The following is a 15,805-nucleotide window of genomic DNA, read 5'->3' on the forward strand; positions in this document are numbered from 1 at the left end:
AAGTTAACAATATTGTTAGCTTTTTTGTCGTACTTATGGAGGTGGATTTTATATATAGGGCATATTTATGTGCTTTATTTCATCATACTGAATGATTAATTCAAATCTGTCACTTTGATTTTAAAGAACACTTATTTTTGATATGATATATAGTATCAATAATGATAAGCTATTAAAACTGTATATGATAAAAAGAATGAACCTAATATGTTTAATGCTAAGGATGGGGTTTTATGGGTCAATTTGAGGAAGATTTTCATAAAGAGCAAAGCAGGATAAATGATGTAGTAAAGAAAATGAAAATCGACCTTAGCCTGTTAGAAAATCAGTCTTCAACAGTCAAGTCTGATATTATTGAGATCCGCAAAAATTTTTGGGAAGACGTTACTGTCAATATGGATGATGCAGTTGAAGCAGGGGAAACAGCAACTAGCATTAAACAACAGGCAGAATTTTTAGCTGAACATGAGCATCGCCATAAACATCTTGATCGGGATAAAAAAAATCTCAAACGTTTAATACATACACCTTATTTCGCTCGGATAGATTTTAAAGAAGATGGAGAACAAGAGGTAGAAAGTTTTTATTTAGGAATAGCATCATACTTAGACCGAGAAACGGATGAATTTCTTGTCTATGATTGGCGTGCCCCGATATCTAGTCTATATTATGACTATTCATTAGGGTTAGCAAAATTTTCTGCTCCAGCCGGTGAAGTTTGTGGAGAATTATTTTTAAAGAGACAGTTTATCATTAAAGATTCTGTTATAGAAGGTATGTTTGATACAGGTCTAACGATAGGTGACGAGCTACTTAAAGAAGTATTAGGAAGACAGTCAAATACACAAATGAAAAGCATCGTGGCTACAATCCAAAAGGAACAAAACAAAATCATTAGGAATGAAAAAGGTAAATTATTAATCGTTCAGGGGGCAGCTGGAAGCGGGAAAACGTCAGCAGCACTCCAAAGGGTTGCTTTTTTACTTTATAAATATCGTGAAAGTCTTAATTCTGAAGAGATATTGTTATTTTCGCCTAATCCAATGTTCAATGGATATATCCGTAACGTATTGCCGGAATTAGGTGAGGAAAATATGCAACAAACAACTTTTCAACAATACATTGAACATGTATTAGCCGATAAATTTGCCGTAGAAGATGCATTTTCGCAAATGGAATATATGTTAACAGCACGAGAAGATCACTCTGAAAGAAGAAGGATCTCGGCAAACTTTAAATCTTCTTCAAATTTTAAAGTAATAGTAGACAAATACCTGCATTATCTTTCAAAACAAGGACTAATATTTAACGATATTCTATTTGCTTCTGAAATAATTATTCGTTCTACCGATATATACAACTATTTTTATTCTTTACCATCGGAATTATCAATTACAAACCGTTTACTACTAGTATCTGAATGGCTATTGTCTGAAGTGAAAAAGAGAGAGAAAGATGAAATAAAAAAGCCATGGGTAGAAGAGGAAATTCAGTACCTAAGTAAGGAAGAGTATCAATTTTATTTTCAAAAATTAAGCAAACAAAAGCGGTTCTCGCAAGATACGTTTGATGATTATGAAAGAGAACAACAGTTGTTAAGTAAGTATGTTGTAAAACGTAAGATGAGCCCAGTGAGAAAATCAATTAAGACATATCAATTTTTAAACTTTAAGGAAATCTATATGCAAATGTTTACACTAGATATGTCTACATTATTTAAAGAGATATCTATCTCTGAATCCGATTGGCAGGAAATTTGTACATTTACGTTGAGTGAACTAAACAGTCATCGAATTCCTTATGAAGATGCAACCCCTTATTTATATTTGCAAGAAAAAATTGAAGGTTTTCGAACGAATACGCGTGTTAAATATGTGTTTATTGATGAGGCACAAGATTATTCGAAATTTCAATTTGAGTATATTAAAAACTTATTTCCAAATGCCAGATTTACTGTCTTAGGAGATATCAATCAGGCAATTTATACTCATCAAGCGTATACTGGATTTGAGGGATTGGAAGAATTATTTGTTGGTGAACATATTGAAAAGATTATCCTGAACAGAAGTTACCGTTCAACAAAGCAAATTATTGAGTTTACTTCTGCTATGTTAGAGAATAAGAATGAAATTGAGCCGTTTAATCGTCAAGGGAATAAACCGCAGATTATACAAAAACGTACTGCAAATGAAATTATTAGCGGTATTACTGAAAAATTAAAAATCAGTGACTCAAACAAAACAATTGCAATTATTTGCAAGACCCAAAAGGAATGTAATATAGTATATGAAAAATTAAAAGAATCCGAATTGAATATAAACCTTATAACAAAGCGAAGTAATCAGTTCGAAGAAGGCATTGTCATTATTCCGGCTTATTTAGCTAAGGGAATCGAGTTTGATATGGTGATAATATGTAATGGATCTATTTCTGAATATGGGAATGATGAGCTTAGGAAATTATTTTATACTGCATGTACGAGAGCGATGCATGAATTAATCATCTATTTTACTGGTGAAGTAAGTCCATTTATAAAAGAAATTCCGAAAGAATTATATGAAGAAGTTTTGTTATCGTAAATCGTGGTGGTATAAATGAATAGAATCGCTCAAATATCGTATCATGTTGTGACAAGAACTATTAAGCATAATGAACTTTTACATGAGGAAACAGAGCACTTTTTAGTTCTATTTGAAAATCAAATCGTATCAAATGAGTGTGCTTTTTATATCGAAGAAGTATTAGATATGTCTTACCGTAACTTCTCAAATCAAATGGGGCTACTATATTTACACACGACGAAAGGTTTGTTTTCATATACAATAAAAGACAACCCAGCGACTTTTATACATCGTTATAAAAGTTTGAAATAAAAAGCAGAGAGCCATCTAAACCGTCTGATTCTTGTTACAGTATAAAGTGAATATGGAGAAGTAAGCCCGCGATAAAAAAGGTAAAATGCGGATTACTTCTCCATATAATCGTATGAAAATATGCTAGTTATACTAATTATTATGTTTACCAACCTTATTTGTCTGTAAGAGTAAATAGTTTTTAAATTCCTCTTTCGTTTTATCAGAATTAATTGCTAATTTAACTAAATCTGACACAACCTTATCTTGTTCAAATTGACTAGATTTCTTTGTAAATTGATTCATAAATCCCATCCCCATCATTCATCGTGGCAGCTAATTTCTTATTTACTTATCCTATGTAGAATTTATAGTCCGTTTATATTCTAATATGCTGTTACATACTAGCGGTCTTTCCGTTTTAATCATTTCGTGAAGTGTTTAAATTTGTGAACGATTAATGTAACTACATGTTTTTTGTAGGATAATCATCACTTATATTGTATCAAACAATGACTATGATTATCTATTAAAACAATTAGGTTCAAGTCTGAGTAAAGTCAAATAAGAATTGCTGTTTCTTTTTATTTACCCAATGGAAAATAAGTGAAACCAGTTATTTTATAAAAAGCTTGTAATTTTGCACATTATGGTTGATTTTATTATTTCATATCATTACATGTAAAACCTTGTTTCTTTAACATAGTTGGAACATCTGGATATTGATTATTATAATGTGTTTCCTTGTAGAATGAAGTCACTCTACTTGTCCATGTAGTGGAAGGTTTACTAGAAGTCTTACTTAAATGCTTTTGATACTCTTCGTTATAGGAGAGGATAAGGGTCTCTTGATTTTTATTATAAACTTCACGATGTATAAAAGTTTCCTTCGGCAAGCGTGGATTAAGTCCAGGGTCATTTTCTCCATATCCAATACATAATCCAACAATCGGTATAACATAATTCGGTATTTCTAATGTCTCAATTACTTCTAACGGATTTCGTCGAATTCCACCGATCGGTACTATATTTAATCCTAAAGATTCTGCTGCTGCAATAGCATTTCCTAGTGCAATCCCAACATCTGTTGCTCCGATTAATAAAGCATCAACATCATTCGTAACCTCTATAGGTATCTCTTCAATTTGACTTGCAAGATGTGCTCGATAAAAATCTGCACAAAATACTAGAAATGTAGGGCAATCTTTAATATATTGTTGATTACCACTAAGTTCAGCAAGTCGTTGTTTTTTACGTTCGTCTTGAACAACGATTACAGAAACTTGCTGACCATGAATCCAACTAGGGGCTGCCTGAGCAGATGCTAATATTGCATCAAGTTGTTCATTTGAGAGTTGGTCCTTTTTGTAATGTCTATAAGACCGATGTTCAGTTAATGTTTGAATTACATGATTCATGTCTATCCCTCCGATAATATTATATATAATTACCATACCATTAAATTTAACAACTAGAAAAGGGTAATGTCTTTTCTTTTATTGGGATATTATGAAGAGATATTTTGTGTGGAAGAGGGGGAAAGAAATGCGTTTAAGCACTCTGTTTACTAAAATGAAAACAATCGGTAATTCTCATTTAGGACATAATAGTAAAACCGGAAAATTATTTGTGATTGCACATCGCGGTGCTTCGGGTCATGCACCTGAAAATACGATGGCTTCCTTTCAAAAAGCCTTAGATATGGGAGCTGACTATATTGAATTAGATGTCCAAATGACGAGAGATGGAAAGCTTGTCGTTATCCACGACCCTACAGTAGACCGGACAACAAACGGTACGGGAGAAGTGGGGAGTTTTTTCTTAAACGACTTGCAGCAATTGGATGCAGGAGAATGGTTCAGTAGAAAATATCGTGGTCAGAAAATACCGACCTTAGAGGAAGTATTATCTTACTTTGGTGAGAAAATTGCCTTTTTAATCGAAATAAAAAATCCTAATTTATATCCAACTATCGTAGATGAACTGGCAAATGTTCTTGGAGATAGGAAACATTTGAATTTGATTATTCAATCCTTTGATTTTGAGCTATTACAAAAGTTTTCACAGCTATGTCCACATTTTCCTTTAGGGTTACTCGTCAAATATCGTGTACATGGTATATCAAATGTACAGTTACGAGATTGGGCTACAGTTGTTACATATATTAATCCCAATAAAGCACTTATTACAAAAAAACTAGTGAAAAGAATACATCATCATCGGATGTATGTGTTTCCATACACAGTGAGAAACAAGAAATCGATTAAAGGTCTAATCGAAGCTAACGTTGATGGAATTATTACCGATTTCCCTGACTTCTTCAAAAATGATAAAGAAAAAAGATAAGCGAGCTATGTAGCTTATCTTCTTTTGCTTTATAAGTTTTCTCTTTGTTGACCTATTTCCTTATCTGCAATTAGAGAGTTAGCTATTTCCTGGTCCTTATGATCAAGCACGGAATTTCCATCTATATTTTTGCTGTTAGGAAAACTCCCATCATTTTGGATTGTCAATTGTTCCTTTTTTGGAGCATTTGTTAAATAATGTTCTTTTTTCATTTAAAGTCTCCTTTAATATCAGGAAATAATGGTTCTATATATTATAGTTTACGACTTTTACATTTTCATTCGTTGAATTATCGATTTTTACATGTTGATTAATCCCGAATTGAGATAATTCCTCTTTTACCTTCAATGTAACTTTTCATTCTTTAAAAACATATAAATGTACATTTTTATTTTTGACGTGACAAAGGTGAGACTCCATGAAGTGTTTTACCCTGAATTTATAGTAGGCGTATTCGTAAAAATGTGTAAAAGGATAAAAGAAATGTAAAAGCTCCAATTTCATAAATTGACCGATTAATAAATATTGGAGCGTTTTATTGAAGAACTTTTTTTCATCATTGGTATTGTTCTAGCATAGAAAAGAATTCTTTAACAAACTGGTAAAATACTTTTTCAGATGGAGCAAGTTCACGTTTTTTAGATACAATAATGCCTACAGTTCTTCGAACGATAGGTAGTTCTATCGGTATTTTCACGGTGAAACGGGGGATTGCTTCCTGGAATGTACTATCTGGAAGCAGGGTTACACCAATCCCGGCAGAGACAAGTCCCTTTATAGCATCCAAGTCTTCTCCTTCTGTAGAAATTGTTGGGACAAAGCCGGCTTGTTTACATGCATCAACAGCCATTTCGTGGAGGATATACCCTCTTGGAAATAAGACAAAATCATCACTTCTTAATTCGTTTAATAAAATTTGATTTCTTGTTGCAAGCGGATGACTAATAGGTACTAATGCGGAAATATTTTCAGAAAAAAGAATTGTACCTTCAACTTCAGGAACATTAAGCGGAACAGGCCCTAGAAAAGCTAAATCAATTTCACGGTTAATGACAGCTTCTATTAAAAAATTATACGAGCCTTGGCGAAGATGGAAAGCAACGTTTGGATATTTCTCTTTAAATGCTGAGATGATAGTTGGAAGGAGATGACTTGCAAGACTAGTCGGAAAACCAATCTTAATTGATCCTCTCTCTGGGTCTAAATATTCATCAATTTGTCTTTTTGCATAGTCGATTGCTTTAATTGCAGTTTTTGTATGGGTTAAAAATACCTTACCAATCGGCGTTAGTCGGACATTTCTTCCTTCTCGTTCAAATAACGTAACCCCTAGCTCTGCCTCAAGATTTGCTATCTGTCTACTGATGGCAGATTGTGCAACATGTAAATATTGTGCAGCTTCAGAAACATGTTCTCTTTCAGCTACTTCCATAAAATAATGTAATTGACGTAATTCCATTTTCTTGTCTTCCTCCGATCATATATCTCATTATTAGATAGATCTTATCTAAATTATATATTGTTACTATCAATTTGTGAACATATAATATAATTATCTTGGTAATAAACGGGTGTAAGAAAATCTTACAGGGGGAGATAAAATGACTTACAATCAAATACCTAAAGCGCAGGGTCTCTACCGTCCTGAATTCGAACATGATGCATGCGGTATCGGTTTATATGCACATATAAAAGGTAACGCTACACATGATATAGTGAAAAAAGGACTGGATATGCTTTGCAAGTTAGACCATCGAGGAGGGCAAGGTAGTGACCCACTTACAGGTGATGGAGCAGGACTAATGATTCAAATCCCAGACCAATTTTTTAAGAAAACATGTAACAATATGAACTTACCAGAGAATGGACGTTACGGCGTTGGAATGATTTTTTTCTCAGATAATGATTCAGAGCGTGAAAAAATTGAAGAGCAACTCAATCAAATTATTCAACTAGAAGGTCAGCAACTATTAGGCTGGAGAGATGTACCTGTAAATACAGATACAATTGGCCCAGTTGCAAAACTGAGTTGTCCTGTTGTTCGTCAAGTGTTTATTGGAGCAGCAGATGATTTAATAGATTCGTTAGATTTTGAACGTAAATTATATGTTATTCGTAAACTAGCAGAAAATTGGGCTAGAGAACGTGAGATGAGATTTTATTTTACTAGTTTATCTAGTAATACGATTGTTTATAAAGGCTTGCTTACTCCAGACCAAGTAGATTCATTTTATATAGATTTACAAGATGAAGATTTTGTATCAGCTTTTTCTTTAGTGCATTCTAGGTTTAGTACAAATACATTCCCTTCATGGGAACGAGCACATCCAAATCGATATATTATTCATAATGGAGAAATAAATACACTCCGTGGGAACATGAATTGGATGAAAGCAAGAGAAAATCAGTTTGCCTCAGAAATATTTGGTGAGGACCTCAACAAGGTACTCCCAATATTGGATAGAGATGGAAGTGACTCGTCCATACTTGACAATGCTTTTGAGTTTTTCGTATTAGCTGGGAGAAGTCCAGCACATGCAGCGATGATGATGATTCCTGAACCATGGACTGAGAATCCACATATGAGTAAAGAAAAACGAGCGTTTTATGAATATCACAGCTGTTTAATGGAGCCATGGGATGGACCGACTGCCATTTCCTTTACAAATGGAAAACAAATTGGCGCTATTCTCGATCGAAACGGGTTACGACCTGCACGTTATTATGTAACGAAAGACGATTATATCATTTTTTCATCTGAAGTTGGTGTTATTGAAGTTGATGAAGCAAATGTTTTGGTGAAGGACCGGTTAAGTCCTGGAAAAATGCTGTTAATAGATCTTGAAGAAGGACGTATTATATCAGATGAGGAAATTAAATCGGAAATTGCTAATTCAAATCCTTATCAACAATGGCTAGATGATAGCTTAATTAAACTAGATAAATTTGAAATTCTAGTAGAAGAACCGGTTTTAAACTTACAGGAAAAACAACGAGCTTTCGGATATACGTATGAGGATATAACAAAATATTTAATTCCGATGATTACAGAAGGCAAAGACCCACTAGGTTCAATGGGGAACGATGCACCACTTGCTGTATTATCAGAAAAACCACAATCGTTGTTTAATTACTTTAAGCAATTGTTCGCTCAAGTAACGAACCCGCCAATCGATGCGATTAGGGAACATATTGTCACATCGACAATGACTTTGCTAGGTAGTGAAGGAAACATTCTTCATCCGACGAAAGATAATGCTAAGCGGATTCAACTAGCTACACCAGTCATTTCGAATCATGAACTATCTCAACTACGTCTCAACCTTTACGAAGGTTTTAAAAGTAGAACAGTACGGTCGTTATTCACTGAAAATTTGGAATTTTCTTTAAATAATCTCTGTAACGAAATTGATGAAGCGATAGATGAGGATGTAAATTTAATTATTATTTCAGATAGAGAAATGGATGAAAATCATACACCAATACCAATTTTGCTTGCAGTTAGTGCGATACATCAGCATTTACTATACCAAGGTACACGTACAAAAGTTAGCTTAATCATTGAATCTGGTGAAGTGAGAGAAGTACATCATTTCGCTGCATTAATCGGCTATGGTGCTGATGCTATAAACCCATATTTAACTTTTGCAACATATAAAGAAGCAATAGAGAATGGTAATTTGAATAATACCTATGAAAAAACCATTGAACAATATATCCAGGCAATTACTGAAGGTGTCGTAAAAGTAATGTCAAAAATGGGGATTTCAACTGTGCAAAGTTACCGAGGAGCACAAATATTTGAAGCTGTTGGAATAAGTATGCAAGTAATTGAACGATACTTTACTGGAACTGCTTCGCAAATAGGTGGGATTGGCTTAGAAACGATCGCTAAAGAAGCGAAAATACGTCACCAAGAAGCCTATAAAGTACGTGTCGATAACTCATTAGAGTCCGGAAGTGATTTCCAGTGGAGAAAAGGTGGAGAGCATCATGCTTTCAACCCTACAACTATCCATACTTTACAGTGGGCTTGTCGGAAAAATGATTATAGCTTGTTTAAAAAATATACAAAATCTGCAAATGAAGAACAAATTGGCTTCCTACGAAATCTATTTTCAATAGACCCATCTAGAAAATCTATACCAATTGATGAAGTTGAATCTATTGATTCGATTGTGAAACGTTTCAAAACAGGGGCAATGTCGTTTGGTTCATTAAGTAAAGAAGCACATGAAACGTTAGCAATAGCGATGAACCGAATTGGTGGTAGAAGTAATAGCGGTGAAGGTGGCGAGGACGCAAAACGTTATGTTGCGGATGAAAATGGCGATTTACGTAGAAGTGCTATCAAACAAATAGCATCTGGTCGTTTTGGAGTGAAAAGCCATTATTTAGTGAATGCTGAAGAGCTACAAATCAAGATGGCACAAGGGGCGAAACCTGGTGAAGGTGGACAATTACCTGGTAATAAGGTATATCCATGGGTTGCTGAAGTGCGTGGTTCTACACCAGGAGTCGGATTAATTTCACCACCGCCACACCATGATATTTATTCAATTGAAGACTTAGCACAGCTTATTCATGATTTAAAAAATGCTAATCGTGATGCGAGAATTAGTGTAAAGCTTGTATCGAAGGCTGGTGTTGGAACAATAGCTGCCGGGGTAGCAAAAGGTGCAGCTGATGTTATAGTCATTAGTGGTTATGATGGTGGAACAGGTGCATCACCAAAAACGAGTATTAAACATACTGGTTTACCGTGGGAGCTTGGGTTAGCAGAAGCTCATCAAACCTTAATGTTAAATGGGTTACGCGACAGAGTCGTGTTAGAAACAGATGGAAAATTAATGACAGGCCGTGATGTTGTCATGGCAGCAATTTTAGGAGCAGAAGAATATGGCTTTGCGACTGCACCACTAGTTGTTTTAGGTTGTATTATGATGCGTGTATGTCATAAAGATACTTGTCCAGTCGGAATTGCAACACAAAATCCTGAGTTAAGAGATAAGTTTACTGGGGATCCAGACCATATTGTAAACTTTATGACTTTTATCGCACAAGAGGTTCGTGAAATTATGGCTGAGCTAGGTTTCAAAACGATGGAAGAAATGATTGGACGTACAGATATTCTTCAAGTGAGTGAACGAGCTAAAGCACATTGGAAAGCGAAAGACTTGGATTTAACAACATTATTACATCAACCAAGTGGAGCACGTACAGCGAGTATCAAACAAAATCATAAAATAGACCAATCGCTTGATATGGTAGAAATTCTACCAATTGTCAAAGAAGCAATTAAAAAAGGTAACCCTATCGATGCATCTTTCTCAATAAAAAATGTGAATCGGGTTGCAGGAACAATTATTGGCAGTGAAATATCGAAACGTTACGGTGAGGAAGGTTTACCTGAAGATACGATAGTTCTTCGCTTTAATGGGTCTGCTGGTCAAAGTTTTGGAGCATTTATCCCGAACGGTGTAACGATGCTGCTTTCAGGTGATTCAAATGACTATTTAGGTAAAGGACTTTCAGGTGGAAAGATAATAGTAGCTCCGCCAAATGAATCGACTTTTAAGCCTTCTGAGAATGTTATTATCGGAAATGTTTCGTTCTATGGCGCCACTAGTGGTGAAGCTTATATAAATGGGTGCGCAGGTGAACGATTTGCAGTGCGAAACAGTGGTGCAAATGTTGTTGTAGAAGGTGTTGGTGACCATGGTTGTGAATATATGACAGGTGGACGCGTTGTGATATTAGGAGAAGTGGGCAAAAATTTCGGTGCTGGTATGTCGGGAGGTATTGCGTATGTTCTTCCAGAAAACCAAGATACTTTTAAAAGTCTTTGTAATGACGAAATGATTGAATTTGACCATGTTTTTGAAGAAAAAGAAGCTCGATTATTGGAAGATATGATCCAAAATCATTTTGACTATACAGGTAGCAGAAAAGCTGAGTATATACTTGATAACTGGGATGAAATGTTATCGAAATTTGTTAAGGTTATTCCGAAAGATTACAAACGTATGATGAAGCGTATTGATGAACAAATCTTAGCGGGATTGTCAAAGGAAGAAGCAATTATGAGTGCATTTGAAGCAAATGCCAATACGGAAAAAACAATAAATGATTTTTCAATTGAACGCACGAGAGCAGTTGTTCAGTAGAAAGGGGAGAAGAACATGGGGAAAGCAACGGGATTTATCGAAATTAGACGTGAGAAGGCGGCTGAACGTGAGCCGCTCGAGCGTTTAAAAGACTGGCATGAATATTCAGCTCCTTTCACTGAGGAAACGCTAATGAGACAAGGAGCACGTTGCATGGATTGTGCAACACCATTTTGCCATATTGGAACTGAAATTAACGGATATACGTCTGGTTGTCCAATTCATAATTTAATACCAGAATGGAACGACCTCGTTTATCAGGGTAGATGGAAGGAAGCACTCGAAAGACTCGTAAAAACAAACAATTTTCCTGAATTTACCGGGCGAGTGTGTCCTGCACCTTGTGAAGGGTCCTGTAACGTAGCAATTTCCGACCCGGCTGTTGCAATTAAAAATATCGAAAAAGCAATTATTGATAAAGGCTTCGAGAATGGATGGATTACTCCACGAATTCCAGTAAGAAGAACAGGAAAGAAAATCGCAATTATCGGTTCGGGCCCTGCTGGATTAGCAAGTGCCGACCAATTAAATCAAGCAGGTCATTCGGTGACAGTTTTTGAACGTTCAGACCGATTGGGCGGACTGTTGACATATGGAATTCCGAATATGAAGCTAGATAAAGGCATTGTGGAACGCAGAATATCACTGTTAAGTGAAGAAGGAATTACATTTGTAACGAATACAGAAGTTGGTAAAGATGTGACTGCAGACGAGCTAAGACAACAATTTGATGCCGTTATCCTCTGTGTAGGTGCACAAAAACAAAGGGATTTAAAAATTGATGGACGGAAAGCAAACGGTGTCCATTTTGCAATGGACTATCTAACGACATCAACAAAGAGTTATTTAGATAGTAACTTTAAAGATAATCAATTTATTAATGCTGAAGGCAAAGATGTCATTGTTATTGGTGGAGGAGATACAGGTGCTGACTGTGTTGCAACTGCACTAAGACAAAATTGCAAAAGTGTTGTACAATTCGGTAAACATCCAAAGCTTCCAATGGCTCGTACTTCACAAAATATGTGGCCAGAGGCACCACACGTATTCACGATGGAATATGCCTATGAAGAAGCAAATGCAAAGTTCGGCCACGACCCACGTGAATATTCTATTCAAACAAAAAAACTTGTCTCTGATGAAAAAGGTAATCTAAAAGAGCTTCATACGATCCAAATGGAAAAAATGAAGGATGAGAATGGAAATTATTACTTTAAAGAGATTCCAGGTACAGAAAAAGTTTGGCCTGCACAACTAGTGTTTATTGCAATCGGTTTTGAAGGTGCTGAGCAGTCAGTATTGAAGCACTTTAATGTTGATACAACTGCTAGAAATGTTGTTGCGGCAAAATATGGAGATTTTAAAACGAATGTTGAGGGTGTTTTCGCAGCAGGTGATGCTAGGCGTGGACAAAGTTTAATTGTTTGGGCTATCAATGAAGGTAGAGAAGTTGCCAGGGAAGTAGATAAATATTTGATGGGAAGTACTGTATTAGCTTAACCTTGACCATTATACAGAGGGTGACTCATGAAGTGTCTAACATTTTATGAGTCACCCTTATTTGTTAAGATTGTGGCAAGTTCATTGCAGTTTGTGCTGCATTTAAATCAACATTTAATTGTTCAGCGATATCTTTCGGGTGGTAATATCCTTTATTCACCATATAGTTAAAAATTTGTTCATGAGTATCAATTGCATCATTCAAGTATTGCTTTAATGTCTCCCGAACTTCAGGTGTTGACGTTTCTGTTATAGCCATTGCTAAATTTTTAACACCAGACTTAGCTGAAATTAAAAAATCAGTCGCAACTACTTGTTCAGTCATTGCACTCATCCCTGACATATTTTGCATCATATCATTCATTGATTTTCACCTCGATTTGTAATAAATTGTTGCAGGCGTTGAATTTGGTCTCTAGATTTAGTGACATCATTTTCAAGAATACTTTTTAGCTCAGAGTCTTGGATTAATTTGCTCATTGTTGCAGACTTTGTTAAACACGTATTTTTAAACGTTAGAAGCTCGTGTAATTCGTATGTTTCATGTGGTGCTAAATATTGTGTATCCATTTTTTATGCCTCCCTTAAATAATGTAATTAAACACAAAGATTATTGTTTTCACGTTCATAGCGTTCTATGTCACCCAAGTTTTAACAAGAAGAAAGTATGGGTTTATCTTTAAGCGTTTTTAGAGAGGTACTAGTTACCAATATAGATTAGTGCCCTAATCAGTTTTTATTAGAGAGTAGTTTGCTAAATCGTGACCTTTTGCGATAAAACTCACGATTCATCAAGCGCGAAGCAGTAATATTGAAGATTAAACCAATGAAATATTAGTGTGAATAAACGATATGTATAAAATCATTCAAGAATAATTCCAGTTTTATAATTATCCATAAAGCTGTTAATTGTGTCTTCTAGGTTATCTGCTGTCTCTGGAACTTGAACAATTACTTCATTCCGTGTGTCAACTGGTCTTATTAAAATATTTTGAAATCGATTTACTTCGAGTTGGAGACGTAAATCATTTGCGATTGAATTGGCATTATAATTATCATCTATGAGAAAACGGTAATTTTTCAGAACGTTTCATCCTTTCAACGAAAAGTATTAGTTTAGATTATTTGTCACTATATTTTTAGAATAGAAATTAATCTTATTCACGACAATATTTTCCACTAATTGTTAAATGTTCACACATATGACTAAGCGATTGTATATTGTATTGTGTAAGTGATATGGAGGTGGAAGAAATGAATTATGTGCATTTGTACCCAAGAGGTGATTATCCAGCTTATTGTATCCCGGCTTGTGTGACACCTTATTATCAATATGTTTATCACCAAACACCGTACAGACAATATAATTCTGTTGATGCAACATTTTTTAATGAATCTGCAAAATCAATGCAAATTTTAATGAATGACGCAAGTATCGTTCTAAAAAAACTTGCAACCTCAAAAACATTTGCAAATAAAGTAATGTCAGCAGCACAACAGTCAAATATGTCAGAGGTTGAAAATCTTTTTAAATCGACTGGAATAAAATCGGAAGTGGAGACTACCTTCAATCCTGATGGTATTAACTTAAAGATGTCATCGAAAGTTGGTAATACTGACTGTTGTCATTTAACCATTGCATTAAGGTGGAAATGACAACATCGATTATGCTCTGTGGAGCTGTTAAGAAATAGTCAAATGAATTCAGAATTCACAAAAAATGTTTATGTAAGGCTCCACAACTTATCATTTTTGTAGGGTTTGTGTATTAGAGAATTCTTCTGATAGATTGATGTTTTTACATTTATTAAATGTTTGATTGTAGATGATGATTTCATTATTTTTATACTTAAGGGAGTATCGAGAGAGTGTAGCTATAGATAATAATAGGTGACAATTTATGAAAGTTGTGGGAATAATTCATAATCACTATACCATCTTGTATAAATATAAATTTTACAAAAAAATTTAAAAATCGACAAATTTTGTATAATTTAGTTAATATTCTTTGATAGAATATAAGAAAACTTATATAATGTGATAAGTATTACAATAGTATGAAATAAAGGGATATTACTGGATTAATGGGTGTATATAGAAATTTTGTAGGTAATAGGGACTGATTCTTATTTGAGTATATAGTAACACCTGGTACAAGAGGAGGGGTAAAATGGTAAAAGAATCAATTTTACTTATCGATGATGATAGTGATATTCTTTCGATTCTAACGTTATACTTTACAAAAGAAAAATATACTGTCATTAGTGCTAGTAAAGGACAATTAGCCTTGCAGAAGGCTAAAGAATATCATCCTAGCATAATCATTTTAGATGTTATGCTTCCTGATATGGATGGCTATGAAGTATGTCGGCTATTGAGACAACATACAAGCGTTCCAATTCTTTTTCTAAGTGCAAAAGAGGATGATTTTGATAAAATATTAGCTCACCGTATTGGTGGGGATGACTATATTACAAAACCGTTTAGTCCAGCTGTTCTCGTTGCAAAAGTACAAGCTCATTTACGGAGACAAAGGCCAAATTCACATTCTTTTTATGATACTAAACATTCGGAATCAGACCGTTTACTGACGTATCCTTCTATTACGATTGATAGAATGAAAGGTTTGGTTATCGTTCATAATAGACAAGTAACGTTATCGACTAAAGAATTCCAATTGCTATGTTTATTAGCGGAAAATCCAAACATAGTTTTTTCTGTAGAGCAATTGTATGAATATATATGGAGAGAAGAGGGGTTTGGTGACTATCGCACCGTTATGGTACATATTAGTAATCTAAGAAAGAAGATTGATCTCGACCCATCAAAGCCTCAATTAATTATAACAAAAAGGGGGAAGGGTTATATGTTCAACGAGCATCAATCAGGTTAATATACGTCCTGTAACCTAAGTACTCTTACACTTTTTAAGTTTAGGAG

13 protein-coding genes are annotated in these 15,805 nt (G+C 34.7%); 7 read left to right on the forward strand and 6 right to left on the reverse strand.

Annotated elements, in window-relative coordinates; genetic code table 11:
• Positions 1–233 precede the first annotated feature (233 nt).
• A complete protein-coding gene (gene helD, locus J2S19_RS00920; RefSeq protein ID WP_307335805.1) occupies positions 234–2,579 on the forward strand; it encodes an RNA polymerase recycling motor HelD in 2,346 nt (781 codons plus the stop codon).
• 15 nt (positions 2,580–2,594) lie between these two features.
• Entirely contained in the window at positions 2,595–2,873 is a 279-nt protein-coding gene (locus tag J2S19_RS00925; RefSeq protein ID WP_307335808.1) for a hypothetical protein, read from the forward strand.
• A 132-nt stretch (positions 2,874–3,005) separates the two neighbouring features.
• Here the strand turns inward: J2S19_RS00925 and J2S19_RS00930 are convergent, their stop codons facing one another.
• Positions 3,006–3,158 carry a hypothetical protein gene (locus J2S19_RS00930; RefSeq protein ID WP_307335811.1) on the reverse strand — a complete coding sequence of 51 codons (153 nt, stop codon included), beginning with the start codon at positions 3,156–3,158 and terminating at the stop codon, positions 3,006–3,008.
• 356 nt (positions 3,159–3,514) lie between these two features.
• Entirely contained in the window at positions 3,515–4,270 is a 756-nt protein-coding gene (locus tag J2S19_RS00935; RefSeq protein ID WP_307335814.1) for an NADPH-dependent oxidoreductase, read from the reverse strand.
• A 127-nt stretch (positions 4,271–4,397) separates the two neighbouring features.
• On the opposite strand from J2S19_RS00935, the gene J2S19_RS00940 reads away from it, so the two are divergent.
• On the forward strand, positions 4,398–5,198 hold the full coding sequence (locus J2S19_RS00940; RefSeq protein ID WP_307335816.1) for a glycerophosphodiester phosphodiesterase: 801 nt from the start codon (positions 4,398–4,400) through the stop codon (positions 5,196–5,198).
• Between the two features lie 29 nt (positions 5,199–5,227).
• Here the strand turns inward: J2S19_RS00940 and J2S19_RS00945 are convergent, their stop codons facing one another.
• Positions 5,228–5,410 carry a hypothetical protein gene (locus J2S19_RS00945; RefSeq protein WP_307335819.1) on the reverse strand — a complete coding sequence of 61 codons (183 nt, stop codon included), beginning with the start codon at positions 5,408–5,410 and terminating at the stop codon, positions 5,228–5,230.
• Between the two features lie 344 nt (positions 5,411–5,754).
• Entirely contained in the window at positions 5,755–6,657 is a 903-nt protein-coding gene (gene gltC / locus J2S19_RS00950; protein WP_307335822.1) for a glutamate biosynthesis transcriptional regulator GltC, read from the reverse strand.
• Positions 6,658–6,799: 142 nt separating this feature from the next.
• On the opposite strand from gltC, the gene gltB reads away from it, so the two are divergent.
• A complete protein-coding gene (gltB, locus tag J2S19_RS00955; protein ID WP_307335825.1) occupies positions 6,800–11,365 on the forward strand; it encodes a glutamate synthase large subunit in 4,566 nt (1,521 codons plus the stop codon).
• Between the two features lie 15 nt (positions 11,366–11,380).
• A complete protein-coding gene (gene gltD / locus J2S19_RS00960; protein WP_307335828.1) occupies positions 11,381–12,865 on the forward strand; it encodes a glutamate synthase small subunit in 1,485 nt (494 codons plus the stop codon).
• Between the two features lie 64 nt (positions 12,866–12,929).
• Here the strand turns inward: gltD and J2S19_RS00965 are convergent, their stop codons facing one another.
• Both J2S19_RS00965 and J2S19_RS00970 read right to left on the reverse strand, forming a co-directional pair.
• Complete coding sequence (locus J2S19_RS00965) at positions 12,930–13,229, reverse strand: spore coat protein (protein WP_307335830.1); 300 nt, start codon at positions 13,227–13,229, stop codon at positions 12,930–12,932.
• Positions 13,226–13,435, reverse strand: coding sequence for a DUF892 family protein (locus tag J2S19_RS00970; RefSeq protein WP_307335833.1), 210 nt, complete (start codon positions 13,433–13,435; stop codon positions 13,226–13,228). The genes J2S19_RS00965 and J2S19_RS00970 overlap by 4 nt, the downstream gene beginning before the upstream one ends.
• A gap of 684 nt (positions 13,436–14,119) precedes the next feature.
• Between J2S19_RS00970 and J2S19_RS00975 the strand changes: the two genes are divergently transcribed.
• Positions 14,120–14,521: a YuzC family spore coat inner layer protein gene (locus J2S19_RS00975; protein WP_307335836.1), complete on the forward strand. Its 402-nt coding sequence runs from the start codon at positions 14,120–14,122 to the stop codon at positions 14,519–14,521.
• A gap of 514 nt (positions 14,522–15,035) precedes the next feature.
• Entirely contained in the window at positions 15,036–15,758 is a 723-nt protein-coding gene (locus tag J2S19_RS00980; protein WP_307335838.1) for a response regulator transcription factor, read from the forward strand.
• The last annotated feature ends 47 nt before the right edge of the window (positions 15,759–15,805 follow it).

Source organism: Metabacillus malikii, assembly GCF_030813355.1.
GTDB lineage: Bacteria > Bacillota > Bacilli > Bacillales > Bacillaceae > Metabacillus > Metabacillus malikii.